16 protein-coding genes are annotated in these 26,326 nt (G+C 69.4%); 9 read left to right on the forward strand and 7 right to left on the reverse strand.

Translation table 11 applies throughout. The annotated features are described in order from the left end of the window. Positions 1-195: 195 nt before the first annotated feature. The 3 genes from ACFTS5_RS05200 to ACFTS5_RS05210 all read left to right on the forward strand — a co-directional run bounded on the left by ACFTS5_RS05200 (position 196) and on the right by ACFTS5_RS05210 (position 15,736). On the forward strand, positions 196-13,863 hold the full coding sequence (locus ACFTS5_RS05200; protein ID WP_378627560.1) for an amino acid adenylation domain-containing protein: 13,668 nt from the start codon (positions 196-198) through the stop codon (positions 13,861-13,863). Further along, complete coding sequence (locus ACFTS5_RS05205; RefSeq protein ID WP_378627563.1) at positions 13,860-14,849, forward strand: ATP-binding cassette domain-containing protein; 990 nt, start codon at positions 13,860-13,862, stop codon at positions 14,847-14,849. Before ACFTS5_RS05200 ends, ACFTS5_RS05205 begins: the two co-directional genes overlap by 4 nt. 86 nt (positions 14,850-14,935) lie before the next feature. After that, positions 14,936-15,736, forward strand: coding sequence for an ABC transporter permease (locus tag ACFTS5_RS05210; protein WP_358110415.1), 801 nt, complete (start codon positions 14,936-14,938; stop codon positions 15,734-15,736). 71 nt (positions 15,737-15,807) lie between these two features. On the opposite strand, the gene ACFTS5_RS05215 is transcribed toward ACFTS5_RS05210, so the two are convergent. Then, positions 15,808-16,143: an RNA polymerase-binding protein RbpA gene (locus ACFTS5_RS05215; RefSeq protein ID WP_067453486.1), complete on the reverse strand. Its 336-nt coding sequence runs from the start codon at positions 16,141-16,143 to the stop codon at positions 15,808-15,810. Positions 16,144-16,349: 206 nt separating this feature from the next. Between ACFTS5_RS05215 and ACFTS5_RS05220 the strand changes: the two genes are divergently transcribed. Next, positions 16,350-16,676: a hypothetical protein gene (locus tag ACFTS5_RS05220; RefSeq protein WP_378627566.1), complete on the forward strand. Its 327-nt coding sequence runs from the start codon at positions 16,350-16,352 to the stop codon at positions 16,674-16,676. Between the two features lie 73 nt (positions 16,677-16,749). On the opposite strand, the gene ACFTS5_RS05225 is transcribed toward ACFTS5_RS05220, so the two are convergent. Both ACFTS5_RS05225 and ACFTS5_RS05230 read right to left on the reverse strand, forming a co-directional pair. Beyond that, complete coding sequence (locus ACFTS5_RS05225) at positions 16,750-17,760, reverse strand: hypothetical protein (RefSeq protein ID WP_378627568.1); 1,011 nt, start codon at positions 17,758-17,760, stop codon at positions 16,750-16,752. A 104-nt stretch (positions 17,761-17,864) separates the two neighbouring features. After that, entirely contained in the window at positions 17,865-18,716 is an 852-nt protein-coding gene (locus ACFTS5_RS05230) for an SDR family oxidoreductase (protein ID WP_378627569.1), read from the reverse strand. 114 nt (positions 18,717-18,830) lie between these two features. On the opposite strand from ACFTS5_RS05230, the gene ACFTS5_RS05235 reads away from it, so the two are divergent. Beyond that, complete coding sequence (locus ACFTS5_RS05235) at positions 18,831-19,433, forward strand: TetR/AcrR family transcriptional regulator (RefSeq protein ID WP_378627570.1); 603 nt, start codon at positions 18,831-18,833, stop codon at positions 19,431-19,433. Positions 19,434-19,482: 49 nt separating this feature from the next. Here the strand turns inward: ACFTS5_RS05235 and mqo are convergent, their stop codons facing one another. Then, entirely contained in the window at positions 19,483-20,925 is a 1,443-nt protein-coding gene (gene mqo / locus ACFTS5_RS05240) for a malate dehydrogenase (quinone) (protein ID WP_378627572.1), read from the reverse strand. A gap of 90 nt (positions 20,926-21,015) precedes the next feature. Between mqo and ACFTS5_RS05245 the strand changes: the two genes are divergently transcribed. After that, complete coding sequence (locus tag ACFTS5_RS05245; RefSeq protein WP_378627573.1) at positions 21,016-21,918, forward strand: LysR family transcriptional regulator; 903 nt, start codon at positions 21,016-21,018, stop codon at positions 21,916-21,918. Between the two features lie 6 nt (positions 21,919-21,924). Here ACFTS5_RS05245 and ACFTS5_RS05250 read toward each other — a convergent pair whose 3' ends face one another. Beyond that, positions 21,925-22,686 carry a M23 family metallopeptidase gene (locus ACFTS5_RS05250; protein WP_378627575.1) on the reverse strand — a complete coding sequence of 254 codons (762 nt, stop codon included), beginning with the start codon at positions 22,684-22,686 and terminating at the stop codon, positions 21,925-21,927. Positions 22,687-22,870: 184 nt separating this feature from the next. Between ACFTS5_RS05250 and ACFTS5_RS05255 the strand changes: the two genes are divergently transcribed. Further along, on the forward strand, positions 22,871-23,209 hold the full coding sequence (locus ACFTS5_RS05255; RefSeq protein ID WP_378627577.1) for an ArsR/SmtB family transcription factor: 339 nt from the start codon (positions 22,871-22,873) through the stop codon (positions 23,207-23,209). On the opposite strand, the gene ACFTS5_RS05260 is transcribed toward ACFTS5_RS05255, so the two are convergent. Further along, on the reverse strand, positions 23,191-24,165 hold the full coding sequence (locus tag ACFTS5_RS05260; protein WP_378628347.1) for a glycosyltransferase family 9 protein: 975 nt from the start codon (positions 24,163-24,165) through the stop codon (positions 23,191-23,193). The genes ACFTS5_RS05255 and ACFTS5_RS05260 overlap by 19 nt on opposite strands. A 161-nt stretch (positions 24,166-24,326) precedes the next feature. Between ACFTS5_RS05260 and ACFTS5_RS05265 the strand changes: the two genes are divergently transcribed. Together ACFTS5_RS05265 and ACFTS5_RS05270 are read left to right on the forward strand one after the other, a co-directional pair. Further along, complete coding sequence (locus tag ACFTS5_RS05265; RefSeq protein WP_378627579.1) at positions 24,327-24,911, forward strand: HdeD family acid-resistance protein; 585 nt, start codon at positions 24,327-24,329, stop codon at positions 24,909-24,911. A gap of 99 nt (positions 24,912-25,010) precedes the next feature. Then, the gene (locus ACFTS5_RS05270; RefSeq protein ID WP_378627580.1) at positions 25,011-25,361 is read left to right on the forward strand and encodes a hypothetical protein; all 351 of its coding nucleotides are present in this window, start codon (positions 25,011-25,013) and stop codon (positions 25,359-25,361) included. A gap of 15 nt (positions 25,362-25,376) precedes the next feature. On the opposite strand, the gene ACFTS5_RS05275 is transcribed toward ACFTS5_RS05270, so the two are convergent. After that, the gene (locus ACFTS5_RS05275; protein ID WP_378627582.1) at positions 25,377-26,249 is read right to left on the reverse strand and encodes an alpha/beta fold hydrolase; all 873 of its coding nucleotides are present in this window, start codon (positions 26,247-26,249) and stop codon (positions 25,377-25,379) included. Between the last annotated feature and the right edge of the window lie 77 nt (positions 26,250-26,326).

The following is a 26,326-nucleotide window of genomic DNA, read 5'->3' on the forward strand; positions in this document are numbered from 1 at the left end:
TTTTAACCGGGGGGAAGCGGCACAAAGTTGCTGCTTCAGGGGCGTAATTCGTTGAGCTCGAAATAAATTCACATTGGTAGCCATCCGGCTGCCGTAGTACTCCGAATCATGGGCGTGGAAAAGCCACGCCCTGGGCCGTCGTGTGCCCGGGCGCTGCTCGGGGAGTTGTGACACAAGGCAGAAACGGAGTGCTTGATGAGTTCTTTGGCCACCGACCACGTCAGCTCGAGCATCACCGACGAGGACCCGGGCCAACCGTTCGCCCTCTCGCCCGGTCAGACAGCACTGTGGTACGCGCAACGGATTCGGCCCGATATTCCGCTCACCATCGCTCATTACGTCGAACTGCACGGTGATCTCGACGTCGGCCGGTTGCTGTACGCGGTCGAGCGCTACGGCGCGGAATCCCAGGTGGGACACGTCCGCCTACTCGAGATCGACGGCGTGCCCCACCAGCGAGTGGACCCCACGTGGCGGCCCGGCTGGGCTCGGATCGACCTCCGCGGCGAATCCGACCCCCGGGCCGCCGCACTGGCCTGGATGAACGCCCACGCCAGCACCCCGATCGACATGGAGCACGAGCCCCTCACCATCAATGTGGTGTTGCGGATCGGTGACCGGGACTGGTTCTGGTACGAGCGTGGCCACCACATCGTTATCGACGGTTACGGTGCGATGAACGCGCTCTCGCGCACCGCCGAGATCTACACCGCGGTCGGCGAGCAGCGCGAGCCGTCGGTTTCCCGCGCCGCCGCGCTCGTCGACCTCTACGCCGACGAATCCCGCTACCGTGAGTCGAGCCGGTTCCGTGCCGACCGCGAGTACTGGATGGAACAGCTCGCCGGCGTGGGCGAACCGATGACGCTGTCGTCGGTCACCGCCGCGGGCGATACCCACGACGCGGGACGCCACCGTGCCACCGCGGTGCTCGACGCCGACCTCGACACGCTGCTCACCGACGCGATCACCACACACGGTTCGGCCAACTCCGCGCTGATCGTCGCCGCGCTGGCCGCCTATGTCCGTTCGGTCACCGGCGACCCGGATGTCGTACTGAGCCTTCCGGTTTCGGCACGCACCACCGTCGCGCTGCGCCGCTCGGCGGGTGTGGTGTCGAACGTGGTGCCGCTGCGCCTGCGGTTCGACGAGCACACCACCGTCGCCGACGTCGTGCGCCAGACCGAACTCCAGATCACCGGCGCCCTGCGCCACCAGCGCTACCGCTCCGACGACATCCGGCGAGACTGCGGGTACTCCCGCGACGCACGCGGCTTCTTCGGGCCGATGGTCAACATCATGCTGTTCCACGACGAGCTGAAGTTCGACGACATCGCCGGTCAGCTCAATGTGCTCGCCACCGGACCCGTCGAAGACCTCTCGATCAACATCTACAACGGTGACGGCGGCCGTATCCAGCTCGACTTCGAGGCCAATCCGAAGCTCTACGGCGAGTCCGAGAACGCCGCCCACCACGCGCGCTACCTCGACTTCCTCGCGCGCTTCCTGGCCGCCGAGCCGGCCACCCCCACCTACACGCTCACCGCGATCACCACCGCCGAGAACGAGCGGGTGCTGCGCGAGTGGAACGCCACCGAGATGCCGATGCAGGCCGCGACGCTGGTCTCGCTGTTCGAGGACCAGGTGTCGCGCAGCCCGCACGCCATCGGTCTCGAATTCGGCGATCGCACACTCGGATACACCGAACTCGGTGACCGGGTGAACCAGCTGGCACGCGAACTCATCGCCCGCGGCGCGGGCCCGGAGACCACCGTCGGTGTGTGCCTGCATCGCAGTGTCGATCTGGTCGTCGGGATCTACGCGGTACTCGCGACCGGCGCGGCCTACCTGCCGCTGGATCCCGGGCATCCGGTCGATCGCATCGAAGCGGTGGTGGCACAGGCACATCCGGTGTGTGTACTCACCGCGGACCGCGACGGGGTCCGGCTGCCCGAGGGCACCGTCCGGGTCGATCTGGACACGCTCGACGTGAGCGGCAACGACGTCGCGCCGATCACCGACGCCGATCGCACCGCGCCGCTGCGCCCCGATCACCTCGCCTACGTCATCTTCACCTCCGGCTCCACGGGTAAACCCAAGGGCGTGGGTGTCACGCATGCCGCGATCGTGAACCGGTTGCGCTGGATGCAGGCCGAGTACCCGCTCGACCACACCGACGCGGTCCTGCAGAAGACCCCGGCCACCTTCGACGTGTCGGTCTGGGAGTTCTTCTGGCCGCTGCAGGTCGGTGCGCGCCTGGTCGTCGCCGCTCCCGAAGGGCATCGCGACCCGGCCTACCTCGCCCGGATCATTACCGAAAGGTCCATCACCACAGCCCATTTCGTGCCGTCGATGCTGTCGCTGTTCGTCACCGACCCGCGAGTGCGGGGTGGAGCGGGGCTGCGCCGGGTGTTCTGCAGTGGTGAGGCGCTGCCCGGCGCGACGGTCGCCGATTTCCACGCCGCGCTGCACGGCCCCGACGGCGGACCGGAGTTGCACAATCTCTACGGGCCCACCGAGGCCGCGGTCGACGTCACCTACTGGCCGTGCCCGGCCGAGGCCACCACGGTGCCGATCGGCTCGCCGGTGTGGAACACCCAGACCTATGTGCTCGACCCGCACCTGCGCCCGGTGCCGCCCGGTGTCGTCGGCGAGCTGTACCTGGCGGGCACGCAGCTGGCCCGTGGTTACCTGGGCCGTCCCGACCTGAGCGCCGACCGGTTCGTCGCCAACCCCTTCACCCCCGGGCAGCGGATGTATCGCACCGGTGACCTGGCGCGCTGGCAGATCGCCGACGGCGTTCTGGAATACCTGGGCCGCACCGACTTCCAGGTGAAGATTCGCGGACTGCGCATCGAACTCGGCGAGATCGAATCCGCGTTACTCGCGCAGGACGATATCGCCCGCGCGGTCTGCGTGGCCCGCACCAGCCGCCTCGGTGAGGACGAACTCGTCGCCTACGTGGTCGCCGCGCCCGGCGCGTCGGCACCCGATCCCACCGTCTTGCTCGCGGCACTGCGCCGCGGCCTGCCGTCCTACATGGTGCCCTCGGCACTGGTGGTGCTCGACGAACTGCCGTTGAGCGCCAACGGCAAGGTCGATCGCAAAGCACTGCCCGCGCCGGAGGTGGGTGTGCGGGTCACCACCGGCGCCGCCGCACCGCAGACCGAGCTGGAATGCGCGCTCGCGGAGATCTTCACCGAGGTTCTCGCCTTGGACGGCACCACGATCGGGATCGAGGACAGCTTCTTCGATCTCGGCGGCAACTCCCTGGTCGCGGCCCGCGCGGTCGCCCGGATCAACACCACCCTCGACGCGAACCTCACCATCCGGGAGATGTTCGAGTCGCCGACCATCGCCGCACTGGCCGGCTACATCAGCACCCACCGGCCCGAGACCTCGACACCGAAACTGGTTCCGGCACGCAGGCCGGAGCGGGTGCCGCTGTCGCTGGCCCAGCAGCGGCTGTGGATCCTCAACCGGTTCGCCGAACACGCCGCCGCTTACAACATGCCCTTGGCCCTGCGGCTCACCGGGCAGCTCGACCTCGAGGCGTTGCGTGCGGGTCTGCGCGACGTGCTCGACCGCCACGAGAGCCTGCGCACCAGTTTCCCCGAAGGCCCCGAGGGTCCGTACCAGCGCATCCACCCCGCGGCCGGGGTGGAACCCGAGCTCACGCCGATCGAGGTGGCCGCCGCCGAGATTCCCGCGCTGGCCGCGCAGGTGGCGGGGCGCGGTTTCGACCTGCGGACCGAGACACCGCTGCGGGTCGTGCTCTATCGGGTGGGCGCCGAGGATCACCTCCTGCTCGTGGTGCTGCACCACATCAGCGGTGACGGCTGGTCGGTCGCCCCGCTGGCCCGGGATCTGATGGTCGCGGTGTCGGCGCGCGCGGGCGGTGCCGCGCCCCAGTGGGCGACGCTGCCGGTGCAGTACGCCGATTTCGCGATGTGGCAGCGCGAACTGCTCGGTGAGGAAACCGACCCCGAGGCACCCATCGCGCGCCAGCTCGGGCACTGGCGCGGCGCGCTGGCCGGGCTGCCCGATCAGCTCGACCTGCCCCTCGACCGGCCGCGACCGCAACACCGTGGCACCGGCGGGGGCACCGTCGAATTCGTCATCGACGCCGAAACCCGGCGCGCGGCAGCCGAACTCGCCACCGGGCGCGGCGTGAGCATGTTCATGGTGCTGCACGCCGTCCTGGCCACTCTGCTGGCCCGGCTCTGCGCGAGCACCGACATCACCATCGGCACACCCATCGCGGGCCGCTCCGATCCGGCGCTGGACGAGCTGGTCGGCATGTTCGTCAACACCCTGGTGTTGCGCACCGAAGTGGACCTCGGTGCCGGGTTCGAGCACATGCTCGACCAGGTCCGCGAAACCGACCTCGATGCCTTCGCCAACCCCGACGTGCCGTTCGAACGGCTGGTGGAACTGGTCAATCCCGATCGCTCGACCACCCGGCATCCGCTGTTCCAGGTGATGCTGTCCTACGACCGCACCCCGGAACTGCGGGTCGAATTGCCCGGTGTCACCGCGGAACTGGTGCCGATCGAGATCGGCGTCGCCAAGTTCGACCTGCAGCTCGAGGTTCGCGACAATCACGACGACGGACCGCTGCACGCCGAATTCGGTTTCGCCACCGATGTTTTCGATCGCGCCACGGTGCAGGCCATCGCCCGGCGGTTCACCACGCTGCTGGCCGCCGCCGTCGCCACCCCCACCACGGCGATCGGCGACCTCGAGGTGCTCGACCGTCGCGAGATCGCCCGCCTGGTCCCCGTGGCCGGTGCGCCTGCCGAACCGGCGGGCACCCTGGCCCGGCTGCTCGGCGACACCGCGCAACACCTGCCCGACTCGGTGGCGGTGCGCTACCTCGGTTTCGACACCACCTACCGCGAACTCGACGAACGCTCGAACCGGTTGGCGCGCAGTCTCATCGCGCACGGCGCCGCACCCGAGACGGTGGTCGCCGTCGCGCTGCCGCGCAGCCTCGAGTCGATCATCGCCATCTGGGCGGTCGCCAAGACCGGCGCCGCGTACGTGCCCGTCGACCCCGCCTACCCGGCCGATCGCATCGCGCACATGATCGGTGACTCCGGTGCCACGCTCGGGCTCACCCTGCCCGAGCATCTCGCCGCGCTGCCCACCGCCACCGGCAAGCACCGGTCGGCACCGGAGTGGATGGTCTTCGGAACGGCCGATTTCGAGGCCGACTGCGCCGTCCGCTCGGCCACCCCGCTGTCCGACGCCGACCGCAGGCACCCGATGCGAGCCGGTCAGCCCGCCTACCTCATCTACACCTCGGGCTCGACCGGCACACCCAAGGCCGTCGTGGTCACCCACGCGGGCATCGCCTCGCTGGCCAGCGAGCAGACCCAGCTGTTCAAGGTGACCGACCACGCGCGGACCATGCACTTCTCCTCACCCAGCTTCGACGCCTCGGTGCTGGAACTGCTGCTCGGGTTCGCCGCGGGCGCCACGATCGTGGTGGCCCCCGCCGACCTGTACGGCGGCGCGGAGCTGGCCGGTTTCCTGCGCTCGGAACGCATCACCCACGCGTTCATCACCCCGGCCGCGCTGGCCACGGTGCCCGCGGGCGACTTCCCGGCTCTCAACACGGTGATCGTCGGCGGTGAGGCGTGCTCGGACGAACTCGTCGAAGCCTGGGCCACGAAGTACCGGATGCACAACATGTACGGCCCGTCCGAGGCCACCGTCGCGGTCACCGCGAGCGCGGCCATGGTTGCGGGCGAGCCTGTCCCGCTGGGCACCCCCGTGCGCGGCATGCGGCTGTTCGTGCTCGACGGCCGGATGAACCCGGTGCCGCCGGGAACACCGGGCGAGCTCTACGTCTCCGGGCCCGGCCTGGCCCGCGGGTACCTCGGCAAGTCGGCACTCACCGCGCAGCGGTTCGTCGCCAACCCACACGGCCGAGTCGGCGAAAGGATGTATCGCACCGGCGATCTCGTCGTCGCCGACATGACCGGCCTGCTGCGTTTCCTCGGCCGCGCCGACGATCAGATCAAGATCCGCGGGTTCCGGATCGAACTGCGCGAAATCGACCATGTGCTGCGTGAGCACCCGGGCGTTCGGTCCGCGCTGACCGTCGTCCACGTCGACGAGCAGGGGCAGCAGCGGCTCGCGTCCTACATCACCGCCGACGGTCCGATCGACCCGGCCGCCGTGCTCGGCACCGCCCGCGGCAGACTGCCCGGCTACATGGTGCCCGCCGCGCTGGCGGTGCTCGACGCGATGCCGGTGACCCCGGCGGGCAAGCTCGACCGAAAGGCGCTGCCCGCACCGGAATTCGTGGTCAGCGGTGGCTCGCGCGCGCCACGCACGCACCTCGAGATGCGGGTGGCCGCGGTGTTCACCGAGATCCTCGGTCGCCCGATCTCCGGCGCCGAGGACAGCTTCTTCGACATCGGCGGCAACTCGCTGCTGGCCACCCGGCTCGCCGCCGCACTGCACGCCGAATTCGAGGTCGACCTGCCGGTCCGGCAGATCTTCGAGGCACCGACCGTGGCGGGTATCGCCGGGCTGATCACGGAAGCGCCCCGGACGCAGCGGGTGGCGCTGGCGGTACACACCCCGCGCCCGGGACGCATACCACTGTCGTTGCCGCAGCAACGGCTGTGGTTCCTGAACCGATTGTCCCCCGAATCGAGCGCCTACAACATCGCATTCGTCTTGCGAATCGGCGGAGATCTGGACGTCGAGGCATTGCGGGGCGCGCTCAGCGACCTGGTGGAGCGCCACGAGGTACTGCGCACGGTCTTCCCCGAAGACCTCTCCGGTGCCCAGCAGGTGATCCTGCCGCTCGACCAGGCGACGCCGATGATCGACGCCGTCGACACCGCACCCGATCGGGCGAACGCGGCGCTGACCGCGCTGGCCCGCCAGGGCTTCGACCTCACCCGCCAGACGCCGCTGCGAGTGTCGTTGCTGCGCACCGCATCCGACGAGCACCTGCTCGGCGTCGTCGTCCATCACATCGCCGCCGACGGCTGGTCGCTCGGCCCGCTGACGCGTGATCTCGCACTGGCCTACGTGGCCCGCACCGGGGGCGCCGTCCCCGAGCGCGCTCCGCTGCCGGTGCAGTACGCCGACTTCAGCCTGTGGCAGCGGGCCGTGCTCGGCAGCGAGGACGACCCGGACAGCCTCACCGCCACCCAGCTCGCGTTCTGGCGTGACACCTTGTCCGAACTGCCCGACGAGCTGCCGCTGCCGTTCGACCGGCCACGCCCCGCCGAACCCACCGGGTCCGCGGGCACCGTGACCTGCGCGGTCTCGGCACCGCTGCAGCACGCACTCGACGAGCTGGCCGGCCACACCGGTGTCAGCCTGTTCATGGTCGTGCGCTCGGCCCTGTCGGTGCTGCTGCGCAGCGTCACCGGCGGCCGCGACATCCCCATCGGTACCCCGGTCGCCGGGCGCACCGACATCCAGCTCGACGACCTCGTCGGCATGTTCGTCAACACCCTGGTCCTGCGCTCCGATGTCGATCCCGGCCGCAGCTTCACCGAGCTGCTGCACGCCGATCGCGATGGCGAGCTCGCCGCCCTCGCGCACGCCGATGTGCCGTTCGAGCGCGTCGTCGACGCGCTGGGCCGGGAGAGCAGGGCGAGCAACCGCCACCCCCTGTTCCAGGTCGCGCTGAGCATGCAGGACAACCGCACACCCGCGCTGGAACTGCCCGGACTGCGACTGGCCGCGGAAGAGCTCGACATCGCCCTGGCCAAGTTCGACCTGGAACTACGGGTCGCGCCCGCCGAGGACAGCGGGCTGCGGTTCGACTTCGTCTACGCCACCGAACTGTTCGACGCCGCCACCATCCAGACCCTCGCCGACCGGTTCGTGCAGATCCTCACCCAGGTGACCGCCGACCCACTGCAGCTGGTGTGCGATCTGGACCCGCTCACCGTGCTCGAGCACCGTGAGCACGTCCCCGCGCAGGGACCCGCCGCGGTCACGCCGGTCATCCTGGCCGACATCCTCGACGGTGCCGCCACGAAGTATCCGCAGCGGCCCGCGCTGCGCTGGTTCGCCGAGGGCAGCGTCGCCGGGGAAGTGGGCGAGCTCGACTACGCCGAGGTCGCGAGCCGGGCGCACCGGCTGGGCCGGGCGCTGATCGCGCGCGGTATCGGCACCGGCGACCGGGTGGCCGTCGGGCTGACCCGCTCACTGGACTGCGCCCTCGCCATCTTCGGCGTCGCGGCCAGCGGTGCCGCGTTCGTGCCCGTCGACCCGCGCTACCCGGCCGACCGGGTGCGGCACATGCTCACCGACTCCGGTGCCAGCGCAGTGCTTACCGCGCGTGCCGACGCGGACTCGTTGCGCGCGGCCGCGGGCCCGATCGATACCCAGTGGTTGCTGATGGACGGCGACGAGCTGAACGCCGAACTGGCCGGCTACGACGGGGTCCGGATCAGCAACGCCGAGCGGGTCCGCCCGGTGCGCACCGCCGACCTGGCCTATCAGATCTACACGTCCGGTTCGACCGGCCTGCCCAAGGGCGTCACCGTCACCCACGGCGGTCTCACTAGTCTCGCGCTCGACCTGCGTGAACGGATGGGCCTTGACCGGTTCTCCCGCACGTTCTTCTTCTCCACACCCAGTTTCGACGTCTCGGTGCTCGACATGCTCCTCGCCGTCTACTCGGGCGCCGAGATGGTGATCGGCCCGATCGATATCTACGGCGGTGACGAACTCGGGACCCTGCTGGAACGCGAGCAGATCACCCACACCTTCCTGACGCCCGCGGTGCTGGGCTCGATCGACCCCACCCGCCACCCCCTGCCGATGCTGCGCGGTCTGATGGCCGGTGGCGAGGCGGTGCCGCCGGACCTGGTGGAGAACTGGGCGCCGGGCAGGCGGTTCGTCAACGCCTACGGGCCCACCGAGTTCACCGTCATCGCCGCGATGTCGGAGCTGCGGGTGGGTGTCCCGGTCGCCATCGGCACGCCGGTGCGCGGCTCACGGGCCCTCGTGCTCGACGAGCGGCTGCGGCCGGTCGTCAGCGGGGTGCCGGGTGAGCTCTACATCGGCGGCGCCGGCATCGCCCAGGGCTATCACGAGCGCTACGGCCTGACCGCGGGACGCTTCATCGCCGACCCGTTCGGCCCGGCAGGCAGCCGGATGTACCGCACGGGCGATGTGGTGCGCTGGACGGCGAACGGTGAGATCGACTACCTGGGTCGCAGCGACCATCAGGTGAAGGTGCGCGGTTTCCGGATCGAACTCGGCGAGATCAGCGCCGTCCTGGGCAGTCATCCCGAGGTCCGCTTCGCGCACACCGAGGTCCGCCGGATCGCGGGCGACGACCGGATCGTCGCCTGGATCCAGCTGAACGAGGGCGTCGACCCGGCCGAGGTGGCCGGGGTGAAACGGCACGCGATGGTCCGGCTGGCCGGGCACATGGTGCCCGCCTCGCTGAACCTGATCGACCGGGTGCCGCTCACTCCGGTCGGCAAGCTCGATCGCACGGCATTGCCGGAACCGGAGTTCACCGCCGCCGCGGGCCGGGCACCACAGACCCTCGCCGAGCGGACGGTCGCGCGAGTGTTCGAGGAGCTGGTCGGGGCGAGCGAGGTCCGCGCCACCGACAGCTTCTTCGACATCGGCGGCAACTCGCTGCTGGCCACCCAGCTGGTGGCCCGGCTGGCCGCGGCCAGCAATGTGCGCCTGGAAGTGCGCACCGTGTTCGCGGCGCCGACCGTCGCCGAACTCGCCGCGCTCATCGAATCCGGACCGTCCGGCGACGAACACCGGCCGGACCTGGTGCCCCAGCCACGCCCGGAGCGGATTCCGCTGTCGGCGGCGCAGCGCAGGCTGTGGTTCCTCAACCGCTTCAACGCGGGTGCCGACGGTGACAGTCAGTCCTCGGGCGCCTACAACGTCCCGGTCGTGCTGCGCCTGCACGGCACAGTCGACCTCGATGCGCTCATTGCCGCTTTGCACACGGTGCAACGTCGGCACGAGACGCTGCGCACGGTGTTCCCGGAGACCGCGGGCGAGCCCGAGCAGTTGGTGCTCGACCCGGCGATCGCCGCCGTTACGCTGTTCCACGCGACGGCCACCGCGAGCGAGGTCGACACCGCCGTGACCCGTTTCGTCACCCCGGGATTCGACCTGTCGGCCTCGGTGCCCATGCGGGCGGCGCTGATCAGCGTCGACCACACCGGGCAGTCGGCACCGGCCAAGGCCAAGTTCGCGGTCGCGCGCTCGACCGAGCATGTGCTGGTGCTGGTCGTGCACCACATCGCGATGGACGGCTGGTCGCTGGAACCGCTCGCCGCCGAAGTGGCCGCCGCCTACCGTGGCATCCAGATCGGTGAACCGTTCGGCGAACAGATCCCGCCGGTCCAGTACGCCGACTACACCCTGTGGCAGCAGGAACTCCTCGGCACCGAGGACGATCCGGACTCGCTGATCAGCAAGCAGCTCGACCACTGGCGCGGTGTGCTCGACGGCCTGCCGGAACTGCTCAGCGTGCCGGCCGACCGCTCGCGTCCGCCGGTGCCCTCCTACCAGGGCGGCACTGTCGACTGCACGGTCGACGCGGCGACCCACCGGGCGCTGCGTGGCATCGCCACGGCGAACAACGTCAGCATGTTCATGGTGCTGCACGCGGCACTGGCGGTCCTGCTGCACCGGGTCACCGGCACCGAGGACATCGCCGTCGGCACCGCCAGCGCGGGCCGTGGGCATCCGGCGCTCGACGCGATGATCGGCATGTTCGTCAACACCCTGGTGCTGCGCACCGAGGTGTCCGACGAGCGCGCGTTCGTCGACCTGCTGCGTACCGTCCGCGACGGGGACCTCGACGCGTTCGCGAACGCCGACCTGCCCTTCGAACGGCTCGTCGAGGTCGTCAATCCGGCGCGCTCCCAGGCACATCACCCGCTGTTCCAGGTGATGCTGTCGGTGCGCAACACCCCGGTGCGGATGCTGGAACTGCCCGGATTGCGGATCGAAGCCGTCGACGCCGATGCCGGTATCGCCAAGTTCGACCTGCAGTTCACCTTCACCGAGACCCAGACCGCCGATCGGGTGGGCGACGGCATCAGCCTCTCGGTGAACTTCGCGGCGGACCTGTTCGACGAGGTCACCGCACGCAGGCTCGGCGACCGCCTGGTCCGGCTGCTCACCGCCGTGGCCGCCGACCCGAACACCGCGGTGGGCGATCTGGCACTGCTCGACGCGGTCGAGTGGACCGCGCTGGCACCGGTGCACGGCGCCCGCGCCGAGCAGGCGGTGACGCTGCCCGCGGTCTTCGGTGCCGCCGTGGCTCGTTCGCGTGACGGTGTCGCGCTGTGCGCCGGGGACACGGTGGTCACCTACGACGCGCTCGACCGGTGGACCAACCGGCTCGCACGTGTCCTGATCGGACAGGGTGTGGGGCCGGAAACCCTGGTGGCCCTGGGTATTCCGCGTTCGGTGGAGTCGGTGGCGACCATGCTCGCCGTCGCGAAGGCGGGCGCCGCGTTCGTGCCGGTCGACCCGAACTACCCGCCGCAGCGGATCAGTCACATGCTCACCGATTCCGATGCGGCACTGGGTCTGACGCTGCTCGAGCACCGCGATCGACTGCCCGCCGACACCCGCTGGCTGGTCCTGGACGACCCGCAGACCAGGGCCACCGTGCTGGGGACCGACGACTCGCCGGTCACCGACGCCGATCGGATTCGCCCACTGCGCCTGCACAATCCGGCGTACGTGATCTACACGTCGGGCTCCACCGGGACCCCGAAGGGCGTCGTGGTCACCCACGGCGGTCTGTCGAACTTCGCCGCCGAGACCGCCGACCGGTTCGATGTGCGTCCCGGCAGCCGGGTGCTGCACTTCGCGACTCCGAGCTTCGACGCCGCCATGCTCGACATCCTGTTCGCGCTCGGTGGTGCGGCGACGCTGGTGATCTCCCCGGCCGGGGTGGTCGGCGGCGAGGACCTGCGGCAGGTGTTCATCCGGGAACGGATCACCCACGCGTTCATCACCACCGCCGCGCTGGGCACCGTCGACCCGACGGGGGTGAACTCGCTGGCCCACGTGCTCACCGGTGGTGAGGCGCTGCCGCCGGAACTGCTCGCCCGCTGGGCGCCGGGGCGCAACTTCTACAACGTGTACGGCCCCACCGAGACGACCATCGTCACGTTGATGCCGCAGCCGATGAGCCCGCGGGGCCCGATCACCATCGGTGGGCCGATCCGCGGCGTCGCGGCCACCGTGCTCGACCGGCGACTGCACCCGACCCCGATCGGTGTCACCGGCGAACTGCAGCTGGCGGGCTCGGCCCTGGCGCGCGGTTACCTCAACCGGCCGGGACTCACAGCCCAGCGGTTCGTGGCCGATCCCTACGGCGCACCGGGCGAACGGATGTACCGCACGGGCGACCTCGTGCGCTGGCGTGACAGCGCCAAGTCGGCGCTGGATGTGGAGTACGTCGGCCGCACCGACCATCAGGTGAAGGTCCGCGGATTCCGGATCGAACTCGGCGAGATCGACGTCGCGTTCGCCCGGCACGCCGATGTCGAGCTCGCGCTCACCATCGGTCACACCACGCAGGCCGGCGTCACCGCGCTGGTCTCGTATGTGAAGGCGCGCAACGGGAGCGCGCCGAGCGTGCCCGAACTGCTCGAGCACGTCGCGGGTCACGTGCCGAACTACATGGTCCCGCAGGCGATCATGCTGCTCGACGAGGTGCCGCTGAGTCCGGTCGGCAAGCTCGATCGGTCCCGGCTGCCCGAGCCGGTGTTCACCGCGTCCGGTGGTTACCGCGCGCCGGCGACCGTCGCCGAGATGGCGCTGTGCGCGGTGTTCACCGAGGTCCTCGGGGTCGAGCGGGTCGGCGTGGACGACGGGTTCTTCGAACTCGGCGGCAACTCCCTGCTGGCCACCAAAGTTGTCGCGGCACTGCGTGAGCAGGGCTACGACATGCCCGTCCAGATGATGTTCGGCGACGCCACTCCCGCGGGGATCGCGGCCAAGCTCGACGACGTCGACCCGGACGCGGTGATCGAGGCGGCCACCAGCCCGGTGCTGGCCATCCGCCCGTCCACCAGCCCGCACGACACCCCGCTGTTCTGCGTGCACCCGGCGATCGGTCTGGCCTGGTGCTACGCGGGACTGCTCGCTCATCTCGCCCCGCAGCGCCCGGTGTACGGCCTGCAGGCCCCGCACGTGTCCGGCGACGACAGCTTCACCTCGATTCCCGAAGCCGCCGGACACTACGTCGCCCATATCAAGTCGATCCAGCCGCACGGTCCCTATCACCTACTCGGCTGGTCGCTCGGCGGCCTGATCGCGCAGGAGATCGCCGTGCAGCTGCAGGACGCGGGCGAAGACGTCGCGCTGCTGGCGATGATGGACAGCTACCAGCTCGGCGATCGCTGGCTCGACACCTCGATGCCCAGCGTCGCCGACATCCTCGGCGAGTTCGGCGCCGACCTGGTCGACGGCGAACCGTTGCCCGCCGATCTCGACCTGAACGAAGCGGCGGATCTGCTGCGGGCCCAAGCCGGCCCGTTCGCCGCGCTCTCGGTGGAACACCTGCAACGCCTCTACACCGGGTACGCCGACGGCACCGTCATGGCCAACCGGTTCCGGCCGCGCACCTTCGACGGCGACCTCGTGTTCTTCACCGCCGCGGCGGACGAGATCAACGCCGCCGATCCGAGCCGCTGTGCCGACGCCTGGCAGCCGTTCGTCACCGGCAACATCCACAACCACGACCTGCCCTGCAGGCACGCGGCGATGACCACACCGGAATCGCTGGCGGCGATCGGCCCCGTGCTGCATCGCCACCTCGATGCCGTCCCGGAGATCACTGTGTGCGGCAGCGGCCAGAAGGAGATGCGACCGTGAGTCTCGCGGTAGAAGTGCGCGGCCTGGCCAAGAGTTACGGCAAGGTACGCGTACTCAAGGAGATCGACCTGGAGATCCCGGCGGGGACCGTGCTCGGCCTGCTGGGCCCCAACGGTGCGGGCAAGACCACCACCGTGCGGATCGTCACCACGCTGTTGCGACCCGACGCCGGTTCGGTGCGGGTCGCCGGGATCGACGTGCTGGCCGATCCGGCCACCGCGCGCACCAGGATCGGGTTGTCCGGCCAGTACGCGGCCGTCGACGCGAACCTGACCGGTTACGAGAACCTGCGCATGGTGGCTCGTCTGTACGGCATGGGACGCAAGCAGGCCGTTGGCCGCGTGGAGGAACTGCTCACCGCGTTCGGACTCGACCACGCGGCGGGTCGGCGGGCAGGCACCTATTCCGGTGGTATGGCCCGTCGCCTCGACCTGGCCGGTGCGCTGGTGGCGCGGCCGCCGGTGGTGGTGCTCGACGAGCCGACCACCGGCCTCGACCCGCGCGGGCGCCTGGACATGTGGCAGGTGATCGGTGATCTCGTCGACGACGGCACCACCGTCCTGCTCACCACCCAGTACCTCGAAGAGGCCGACCTGCTCGCCGACCGGATCACCGTCATCGACAAGGGCACGGTCATCGCCCGCGGTTCGGCCGACGAACTCAAGACCTCCATCGGCGGCGACCGGCTCACGGTCACCCTCGCCGCGGGACAGAGCCCGTGGCCCGCGGTGCAGGTCCTGCAGCAGGTGGGGGTCGGCGAGCCCATTCACGAGCCCGGCAGCGACGAGGTGTCGGTGGTGGTCGGCAACGGGTCACGCACGATGGTCGAAGCGCTGCGCCGCCTCGACGACGCCGGTGTCTGCGTGCTCGACGCGAACGTCGTGCGCCCCACTCTCGACGATGTGTTCCTTTCCCTCACCGGCACCCCAGCCGAGCCCATCCCCGAACCCGAAACCGACGACGTGCAAGAGGAGGTCCTGTCGTGAGTGCCCCCGACGTCACGGTGGACGAGTACGAAACCCGCGATCTGCCCATCCAGCCGGCCACCCCGCGGCCGTCCGCTGCCGAGGAGATGGAACCGAAAGCCCGGTTCGTGCGCGACAGCGCGATCGTGGCCTACCGCAACCTGCTGACCATCCTGCGGGTGCCGACGCTGCTGGTCACCGCCACCATCCAGCCGCTGATGTTCGTGTTCCTGTTCGCCTACATCTTCGGTGCCTCGCTCGGCGGCGACCAGTACCGGGAGTTCCTGCTGGCAGGCATCTTCACCCAGACCGTGGCGTTCAATGCCGCGTTCACCACTGTCGGCCTGGCCGGTGACCTGCAGAAGGGCATCATCGACCGGATGCGGACGCTGCCGATGTCGCGGCTGGCGGTCCTGATGGGGCGCACCCTGTCCGACCTGGTGGTCAATATCGTGAGCCTGGGTGTGATGTCGATCTGCGGGTACATCGTCGGCTGGCGTATCCACGGCAGCTTCGGCGACGCCGTGATCGCCTTCGCGATCATCTTGCTGTTCGCGTTCGCGATGTCGTGGGTCGGCGCCCTGACCGGTCTGGTCTCCCCGACGGTGGAGGTGGCGCAGAGTGCGGGTCTGATCTGGCTGTTCCCGCTGACGTTCATCTCCTCGGCGTTCATCTCCGCCGAAACCCTGCCCGGCCCCCTGCGCGCGATCGCCGAATGGAATCCGATCACCGCGGTGTCGGCGGCGGGTCGCAAGCTCTTCGAGAACGACTCGCCCCCGACCTTCGTCCCCGCGACAGGCTGGGCCGCGGAGAACTGCATCCTCTACGCGATCATCTGCTCGCTGGTCATCCTCGCCATCGCGATGCCCGCGGCACTACTGCAGTACCGCAAGGTCGCCAGCCACTGAGTACGGCCACACAACGCCGAAGGCCGCCTTCCCCGAGGGGAGGCGGCCTTCGGCGTTCACACCTTCTGTCGTTACCCGCGGCGACGGGTCTTCAGGAGGTCGAGGCGCTCCTTGAGCAGCTCCTCGAGCTCCTCCTTGCTGCGACGTTCCAGCAGCATGTCCCAGTGGGTGCGCGGCGGCTTGACCTTCTTGGTCTCCACGGAGGTGCCCTCCATGAGCTGACCCTCCTGGCCGTTGCGGCACAGCCAGGTGGGCGGGATCTCCGCGTCGTCGGCGAACGGGACGTCGAATTCCTCACCGTTGTCGGTGCGGTAGCGGGCGATCCGGCGCGGGGCCAGGTCGTGGTCGCGATCGGTCTCGTAGCTCACCGCTCCGAGCCGGCTGCCCCGGAGTACGCGATCTGCCATGTGTGCTCCTGTAATTTCGGCGGCTGGTGCCGCAACTCGTACTACCTCAACGCACGGGAAGTCTGAACTGTTCCATTGTAGTCGCCCGGCCGCATCAGCCGAGCGACCCCCGAATCGGCGTCGACGGTAGGTCGGTATCGGGAGGGTGCCCGCTCAGCGAGACCTGAACCGGCGAATTGTGTCGCGGGCCGATAGGGTTTCCGATCATGTCGCGCAGTCGCCTGCTGTCCTGCCTGTGGTGCGGGCGGGAGATCGTGGATTCGGAGTCGGGTCGGCGTCGCCGCTATTGCCGCCAGTCGTGTCGCCAACGTGCCTATGAGCACCGGAGCAGCCTCAAGGGGACCGGGATTCCCGAGGACGCGGTGGTGCTGACCGCGCAGGAGGCCGCCGATCTCGCCGATCGGTGGTTCGCCGCGCGGTGCGCGGCCGAGGACGTGGCGACGGCCGTGGGGGAGGGAGCCTCTCCGGCGGAGCTGGCAGAGCTGAGCGCGACGTTGCTACAGCTGGCGCGGGAAGCGGAACGACTCCGCTGAACATGCGAAACCCCGTGTGCCCCACCATAAGCCGATGGGGTACACGGAGTGGCGTCTGAGGGCGACTACCGCGCTAGCTCGACAGTGACTCCCGGGCGCGCAGGTACACGGCGGTGACACCCCCGGCGACGAACAGCGCGAGGGCCGCGGCGGCACCGGCTGTCGCGAGGTCGGGACTGGTGAGCGACTGTCCGCGCAGCGCCTGCCAGACCACCAGCGTGAGCAGTCCGAAGTAGCCGAGGACAGCCACCACGAGCAGCGCCGCACGGGTCGTTTCGGTGCGCAACCAGCGGTAACGAGGCGCGAGTGCCACCAGGGCGAAGGCGATCAGCAGCAGCACCTGGATGCCGTGCAGCCCGACGAAGTGCGGGATGCGCAGGTCGCCGCCGATGGTGCTCCAGTGGGTGATCGGCATGCCTGCGGCAGCGTCACGTGCTGTATCGCCGGGCCGCACCGTGTGCCCGGCCATCAACCCCACGACGGTGCCGTCGGCCTTGCGGACGAGCTGCGGCCCGGTGAACCCCATCAGATAACCGAGCGCCATCCCGGTCACCGCCAGCCACAGCCCGGCCTTCAACGCGATCCTGGTCGGCCGGTCAGCCAGTTTCTGCCAGGAGATGATCACCGCCAGGACGAGATTCGCGAGGAACAACCCGGGCACGCCGGACGCGAACACCTGCTGCCCGATCTCGTTGACCGGGTCGGTGGAGTCGTTGAAGTGGCTGAACGTCCCGCGTGCCGCCTGGACCGCGATGAATCCCACATCGGCGACCCCGGTGATCGCGAAGACAGTGCCCAGCCACCAGGTGGCACGCCGTCCGCGATGCGGCAGCCGCAGTATCCAGGCCAGGGTCACGCCGTAGAGGGCGAAGGCGAGGCCGAACTTGGCCGGTTTGAGCCACACCGACTCGCCGAGCAGCAGTCGGTCGTCGACCACCATCCCGACCATCGACACCACCACCAGTGCGGCCATGAGCGCGGAATTCACCAGCAGCGGGCCGTGCCAGGGGGCGCGGTCGGTGCCGTCGCGCGCGGTGGGGGACGTGATGCGGGACAGCGTGTGGGTGAGGTCGATCGTCGCCATGTACCGAAGGTAGAAATCCGGTGCGCCACACCACGTCCCGCTGCGGAACGGTTCGGCTCCGATACCCGGGTACGGGTCGGACTACTCGAGTTCTAGGGGTTGTCTCAGATTCCCATGCGCCAGATCGCGGCGTCGACCGCGCGGGGTGAGACGAGCGCGAGGGCCTGGAGCACGCGAGTGTAGGTCGGGTACAGCTCGACCGGGCGGGTCCGGATCGCGGTGGTGATCCAGTCGGCGGCTTCCTCGGCCGACAGTGCCGCCGCGTCGGCGTACTTGCCGGTGGGCGCGATCATCTCGGTGCGCACCAGCGGATAGCCGATGGTGGTGACGTGCACGCCACGGCGCCGGGTCTCCGCGCCGAGACTGCGTCCGAACGCGCCGAGCGCCGCCTTCGACGCGTGGTAGGCGGTGAACAGCGGCATCGACCCCGCGGCCACACCCCAGGTCGCGACATTGACGACGTGGCCGGTGCCCGCGTCGAGCATCGACGGCAGCAGCCCCATCGTGAGCCGGGTCGCTCCGAAGTAGTTCAGCGCCATGGTGCGTTCGTAGTCGTGGAACCGGTCGGTGGTGTCGGCGGCGCCGCGGCGGATCGAACGGCCCGCGTTGTTCACCAGCACGTCGACGGTCCCGAATTGCTCGAGCAGGGACTTCGCCAGCGCGTCGGTCTGCTCGGCGTCGGCGAGGTCGCAGGTGATCATCTCGGCATCTCCGCCCTCGGCGCGGACCGCGTCGCGCACCTCGGCGAGCGGCTCGGCATTTCTGGCGACCAGCACCACCCGCGCCCCTTCCCGGCCGAGCGCGTGTGCCGCGGCTTTGCCGACGCCCGACGAGGCGCCTGTCAGCACGACAGTCTTCCCGGCGATCTCGTGCTGCTCACCATGGACCAGCCGCGCGAGCATCCGGGGGAGCGCGGGCGGGTTGAGCAGGACCGATTGTGCGACTTCGGCGAACACGGAGACTCCTGTCGAGGCGTACAGCGGGGGCGAACAGGTAATTTACTGAATAGTAAATTACAAAGGGACCAATTGGGTGTCAACCGGCACGGCGGTCGATGGTTGGATGGACCGGTGAGCACAGCCGGTACCAAAGGTGTCCCGCGTCCCGAGCGCGAACAGCAGATCCTCGACGCCGCCGTCGCCGAAATCGGTCGTGTGGGTTACGCGGGGCTGTCCCTCGCCGACGTCGCGCAGCGCGCGGGCGTGTCCAAGCCGCTGGTCTACACCTACTTCCAGTCCAAGGACGGGCTCTACATCACCTGCGTGGACCGGGCGGCCACCGTCCTGTTCGACGCGATCGAATCAGCTATCGCCGGGGCCGGTGGGCTCAGCAAGGCGGAACGGACCCTCGACGCGATCTTCGTCGCGCTGGAACCGCGGCCGCACGACTGGACCGTGCTGTTCGACCGCTCCCACCCCGACGACGGCCCCGCCGCCGACGCCGTCCGCGCCGCCCGCCGCCGGATCGCCGCCCAGGCCGCGCGCGGTGTCGCCGATGCCATCGGCGCAGTCGAGCTCACCGACCCCACCGACCTGTCGGCGCTGACCGATGTCTGGATGGGCGCGGTGACCTCGCTGGTCCTGTGGTGGTTGCGCCACCCCGGCGAAACCGCCGCCCAGATGTCCGCCCGCAGCCACCGCCTGATCGGCGCACTCCTCACCGCCCCGCGGTGAGCGCGATCCGCACCCCGGCTGGGGTGCGGATGCGGTCGTCCGAGGTGTTCTACGAGGTGACTTCGGTGGTCGATCCGGCAGGCGGCAGCAATTCTGCGAGCAGTGGGGCCCACTCGTATCGACGTTCGGGGAAGCAGCGCTCGAGCAGGTCGCTCATGATCGACGGTGCGATGGAGGCGCCGGGGGAAGCACCGAGAAGGCCGGCGATGGTGCCGTCCGCGCCGGTGACCAGTTCGGTGCCGAATTCGAGGACGCCGCCGCGCTCGCGATCGGGTTTGACCAGTTGGGCGCGTTGCCCGGCGTGGACCAGGGTCCAATCGGCGGCGTCGGCGGTGGGGTAGAAGCGTTGCAGCTGGGCGAACTTGCGCCGGGGCGAGGCCAGCAGCTCGGTGACGAGGTAGCGGACCAGATCGAAATTCCGCAGACCGACCGCGATTAGCGGAACGATATTGTGCGGGCGCAGAGTGGTGAACAGATCGGTGAGCTTGCCGTGGCGCAACAGGCGAGTGCTGAAGGTGGCGTAGGGGCCGAACAGCAGCGCGCCGGCGCCGTCGACCTCGCGACGATCCAGATGCGGGACCGACATCGGCGGTGCGCCCAGCGCGGCCTGGCTGTAGACCTTGGCGTGATGCTCGGCGACGACCTCGGGGTTGTCGGTGCGCAGGAATTGCGCACCGAGCGGGAACACCCCGTATCCCCGCACCTCGGGCAGACCGGCGCGCTGCAGCAGCCGCAACGCGTAGCCGCCGGCGCCGACGAACACGAACCGGGCCCGAACCCGGAACTGCCGCCCACTGTCGAGATCGCGTCCGCGCACCGTCCACACACCGTCTTTGCCGCGCGTGAGCCCGGTGATCTCGCGATGCATCCGGACCGCGTTGCCCGCCGCGCTCATCGACGACAACAACGACCTGGTCAGCGCACCGAAGTCGACATCGGTGCCCGCGGAGTGCCGGGTGGCGGCCATCGCCTCGCCGTCGGCCCGGCCGCGCACGAGCAGCGGTGCCCAGTCGGCGATCACCGCACGGTCCTCGGTGTACTCCATCTCCGCGAACGCGGGCAGCTTCCGCAGCGTCGCGTACCGCTGGCGCAGGTAGGCGATGTCGCGCTCGCCGAAGACGGCCGTGACATGCGGTGTCGAGGTGAGGAACGTGTCGGGCGCGAGCTCACCACGGCGGGCGAGGGCCGACCAGAACCGGCGCGAGAGCGCGAACTGATCGGCGATCCCCGCCGCCTTGGCGCCGTCGCCCGCGTCGGGCATGTAGTTGAGCTCGCACAATCCGGAGTGTCCGGTGCCCGCGTTGTTCCAGGGATGGCTGCTCTCGGCCGCCGGTTCGCCGAGTCGTTCGAACAGCGCGATCGACCAGTCGGGCGCGAGGGTGCTCAGCAGGGCGCCGAGCGTGGCCGACATGATGCCGCCGCCGATGAGTACCGCGTCGAGAATGTCGTCGCCGCTGCCGGTGCCGGGCTGTGTGGGTGTGGTGTCGTTCATCGTCGAACCTCCCGTGAGCTGTGTACCGCCATCGTCGCGCCCGGAACAGCGATCCGTCCAACACGGAATCGCCGAAGATATGATCCGGATATGGATGATTCATCGGAGACGGGAGCGCAGGCACTGGCTCCGCTGCTGGCCGCCTTCGACGCGGCGGCCGAAGAAGGCCACTTCACGCGCGCGGCCCAGCGACTCGGTGTGCCGCAGTCCTCACTCAGCCGCCGTATCAGAACGATGGAGCAGCTCCTCGGCGTAGCGTTGTTCCAGCCGGTCGGGCGCGGGGTCGCCCTCACCCCGCAGGGGCGTGATCTCTACGCACGCACCAGGGGACTGGTGCGCGCTCTCGACGACGCGGTGCGGCAGGTGCGCGCCGACGCCGACCCCGACAGCGGGCTGGTGCGCTTCGGGTTCCCGCTCACGCTCGGCCCGGTCAGCATCCCGTCGTTGCTCGCGCAGTTCCATACCCGCGCGCCGCGGATCCGGCTGCACCTGGTGCAGGCGCACGGCGAGGCGCTGGCCGAGCAGGTGCGCGAGGGCAGGCTCGACCTCGCGGTGATGATTCCGCCCCCGTCCGACCTGCCGACCGTCGATCTCGGCCGTCAGCGCATCGACCTGCACGTGTCGCGCACGCATCCGCTGGCCCGGCGCGCCCGCATCGACCTCGCCGAACTTGCCGACGAGGCGTTCATCGCGAACCCGCCCAGCTACCAGCTGCGCACCCTGCTCGACAGCTGGTGTGCCGCAGCGGGTTTCACACCGCGAGTGGTATTCGAGATCACCGAGTTCGAAACCCTGCGCGCACTGGTCGCACTCGGGCAGGGCGTCGCGCTCCTGCCTGCCGCCGAGGTCGTGAACCCCGACCTGGCGGTGATACCCATCGATGGCGAACGCGACCGCGAGGTCGGCCTGGTCTCGGGAGACCATGACTCGACGCTCGCGGTCGCGCGGCTTCGGGAATTCCTGATCGCGCGCCGGGCGGCGATCAGTGGGTGAGCGGTATCAGTCCTGGGCGACGCCGGCATCGACGCCACGCGCGGCGAGCCACGGGTGCGGGTCGATCGGGGCGCCGTAGAGCGAGCCGTCCGGCACGTGCACCTCGTAGTGCAGGTGGGGGCCGGTGGAGTTGCCACGGTTACCGACGGTGGCGATGGTGTCACCGGCGTTGACGTGCTGACCGACCTGAACCAGGATGTCGTTCACGTGGCCGAACACACCGATGGTGCCGTCATCCTGCTGGACGCGGACCCACAGGCCGAAGCCCGAAGCCGGACCGGCCTCGATCACGGTACCGTCGGTGACGGCGAAGATCGGTGCGCCGATCGGGTCACCGAAGTCGATGCCGTTGTGCGCGGTGCCCCAGCGGGCGCCGTAGTAGGAGGTCAGCCTGCCGCTGACGGGGCGAACGGTCTGCGGGCGCGGCGGCGGCGGGGGAGCGATGAACGGCAGCGGCGGCAGTTCCAGGCCGACTGCTTCGCGGTGCTCCTCCCACGGGATCGGGGCGGACGCGGGGGTTTCGCCCTGCGGGCCCTGGGCCTCGGCGGGGGTGTACGCGGTGAAGCGGTACGGCGACTGGCCGGAGTTGATGGCCTCGGTGGCGTCCGCGGCGATCGTGGTAGTGGGAACAGGGCTCTCGGGCTCACTGAAAGTGGCGACGGAGGTACCCACGAGTGCGGACAAAGCCACCGCACCCGCGACCACGCCTCCCCAACGACCTGCGAAGGCGTCGGAGACTCGAGCAGATAACGGGTTGGTCACGAACATGGTTATGAACGTAGCTAAACCGTAACCTTCGCGGCGAATCATGTGGCTGCGATCACGAAGCGCTATAACCCCAGTTGATCTATAACGATACTCTAACGAATAGCCAACATCCTGTTACTCACCGGGTGAAATGTCCCTGGTCAAGATCGTTGCCGAAATTCCGCATCCCGGGGACACTGATTCAGTGGACGCTAACGGAGTTCGCGCGATCACGGCGTTATCCGACCCCACCCGGCGCGCGATCTTCGAATTGCTGCCGCAGGGTCCCCGCTCGGTGTCCGACCTCGCCGCCGCCACCGGAATCACCAGTTCAGCCGCGTCGCAGCACCTACGCGTCCTGCGTGAGGCCCACCTGGTCCGCATGCGCCGCGCCGGGAACAGGCACCTCTACTCGCTCGACCCCCGCGGCCTCAACGACGCGCGCGACTACCTCGACAAGTACTGGCCCAGCGCGCTGGCCGCCCATGCCGCCGCCCTGCGGGAGGCGGCCGACGCCGACCCGTCTCAGCCCACCCGGCGGTAACGCGACCTGCCGGATTCGGCCCACGCCTGCTTGTCCAGCTGCATATCGACCGCCGCGATCACCTCGGGCACGCCGATCCGCAGCAGTCCGGGGTCGGTGCTCAGGCCGTCCGGATCGCCGACGTGTCCGGCCCAGAGCACCGCATGCCTGCCCAGCAGATGCGCGGGCGGGCCGCCGCGACGCGGCGGCGTGGGGCCGAACAGCAGGACCGTGCGAGTGCCGAACGCTGTCGCCAGGTGTGCGACGCCCGTATCGCCGCTGATCACGAGGGCGGCCTCGGCCACCGTCGCCGCCAGGTCGGTGAGGTTCTGGCGACCGGCGAGGACCCGGTCGTCGGGCAGGCCGGCCTGGGCGGCCACCTGCCGGGCGATATCGTGCTCGAACGGGTCGCCGGTGAGCACCACATCGCGGCCCAACACCAGCAGGTGGCGCACCACCGCGGCGAACCGCTCGGGCGGCCACCGGCGGGCGGGCGCGCCCGCGCCGATGTGGACGACGACGCAATCGCGCCGGCTGATCGAGGCCACCGGCGGCACCAATCCGAGGTTGCGCCGATCCGCGTCGATGCCTTCGCCCTCGAGCAGACGGCACCACCGGTCGACGACATGCGCGTCGGGATCCCAGCGCGGACCCGCGAGCTTGGGCAGGGCGGGCGTGCGATGACCGATGATCCGCGCGGCCCCGGTATCGGCCAGTGCTCGTGCGCTGGCGCCGTCGGGGCCGTGCAGGTTCACCGCTAATTCGGGCGCGGGTCCATCCCAGATCAGGGCGGCCGGGTCAGCGGTGGCGACGAGTTCATCGACCGAGGAGATCAGGTCGACGATCTGCTCCAACCGATGCGGCGCCGCCAGGACGATCCGGCTCTGTGGTTCGGCCCGGCGCAGGGCACGCAGAGCCGGGACCGCGGAGAGAAGCTCACCGAGGCCCCGAGCTTGCAGCACGAGTACAACCGACACATTCTTCATCTACCCGAGACTGTCGCCGACCAAACTTTCGCGAGGGCAACGATGTGACGCCTCGCTTGTGCTCCCGCTCACGGCGCCGCGCGCGATCGCGACACGATTACAGCTCCAGCTAATTTCCGGAAAACCAGAGCGAGCGGGCATAACATCTCGTCATGACGACAAATACCGTGATTGGGAGCCCGTTCACGGCTCTTGCCAAGAAAACCTGGCAAACAGTTCTGGTCACCGGCCTCCTCGCGGTGGTCCTCGGCATCATCGTGCTGGTGTGGCCCGGTCCGTCGCTGCTCGTGGCGGGCATTCTGTTCGGTATCTACATGGTTGTCAGCGGCATCTTCCAGCTGATCGCCGCCTTCACCCACCTGCCGAGCACCAGCTTCCGGGTGCTGTCGTTCATCAGTGGTGTGCTGTCGCTGATCATCGGTGTGTTCTGCTTCCGCGACGACCTCACCTCGATTGTGTTGCTCGGCTTGTTCATCGGCATCAGCTGGCTGTTCCGTGGCGTCGCCGTCCTGTTCGCCGCCATCTCGGAGTCGGGCGTGCCCGGCCGGGGCTGGCAGATCTTCTACGGCATCATCAGCGCGCTGGCCGGTGTCGTCCTGATCGTGTGGCCGATCAGCTCCATCGCCACGCTGGTCTGGGTCGTCGGCATCTTCCTGATCGTCATCGGTGTCATGGAAGTCATCACCGCCTTCGGCATCCGCAAGGACGCGCATCTGCTGGACGAGCAGCTGGGCTGACCCCGCCCACGGAGTTAGTTCGTCTGAACCGGCCGGTGCCTTCGGGCACCGGCCGCTTTCGTCTGAGCTACGCTGCCGTCTGAACTACGCTTCGCACCCATGGAATTCGTTTATAACCTGGTGGTTGTCACCCACCTGCTCGGCATGGCCGCGGTGGTCGGTGGGTACGTCGCATCGCGTCCGGTGGTGTCCGAGCTGATGGTGTGGGGCGCGCGCGCCCAGCTGATCACCGGGGTGATCCTGGCCGGGCTGGCGTCGGGGATCGACTCCCTCGACAAGGATCCGGATACGACGAAGCTGGCTGTGAAGCTGGTTGTCGCGGTCGCGGTGGCCGCGTTCGCCGAAATGGGCCGCGGTGACGCGAAGCGGGGCAAGCAGATCGACTGGATGACCGACGCTGCCGGCGGCCTCGCGATCGTGAACGTGCTGGTCGCGGTGCTCTGGACCTGAGTCGACGGGAGAGGATCAGGAGGTGCGCGCGAGCAGATCGGCCGCGACGCGGTGTGGGATCTCGAGGTGCGGGCAGTGTCCCGCGTCGGGGTATTCGACGAGGTCGGCGCTGGGGGAGCGCTCCGTGATCGCCGTCGCCATGTGCGCGCCCGACACCGGATCGCGCATGCCCCACAGGAATGACACCGGCACCTCGGTGCCGAAGATCGCCCGTTCCAGGCGTTCCCGGTGGGCGGCGCGTTCGGGAATGTAGGCGAGCAGCCTGCGATGGACGTCGCCGTCCGGGTCGCCCGACCGCAGTGCTCGATAGTGCGTGGCGGCGAGATCGCGATCGAGCGGATGCTCGGCGGAGAAGACCTCGGCCCAGCTGCGAACGAACACCGACTCGGTGTACGCCCGAGCCAGGAGGCGCCCGAGTCCGGGGACGAGCGCCGCGCGCTGCACGAGCCGCGGTCGATAGTGCTCGGCGATCAGCCCGCCGTTGAGGAAGGTCGCGCCGGTCGGCTCGAACCCCGCTGCGGCGCCGCGGGCGAGGAGTTCGCTCAGCACGATCCCGCCGTAGTCGTAGGCGGCGATGTGGGCGCGGGTGATGCCACGCGCGGCGAGGACCCCGGCGACGAGGTCGGCCTGTTCGAAGATGCTGTAGCGGTGTCCGGGTGGCTTCTCGCTGGCGCCGTAGCCGAGGAAGTCGACACTGAGCACCGTGTGTTCGGCGGCCAGTGCCGGTTCGATCCCGGACCATTCGAGCGAGGAGCTCGGAAAGCCGTGCAGGAGAACGACAACCGGCCCCGACCCGGTGGTGCGCACGAATATCCGCCGCGTCACGCCGCGCACCGCGACATCGATCAGTTCGCCGCCCGATTGCCACCGGTCCCAGAGATCCGTCATCGCGCCTCCTGCGGCTGGTCTCATTATGAGACTAAAATTAGCGCGTCCGTGCGGGTTTCGCCAGCGGGCATCCGCTA

The organism is Nocardia sp. NPDC056952 (assembly GCF_042674185.1).
In the GTDB taxonomy this organism is placed as follows: domain Bacteria; phylum Actinomycetota; class Actinomycetes; order Mycobacteriales; family Mycobacteriaceae; genus Nocardia.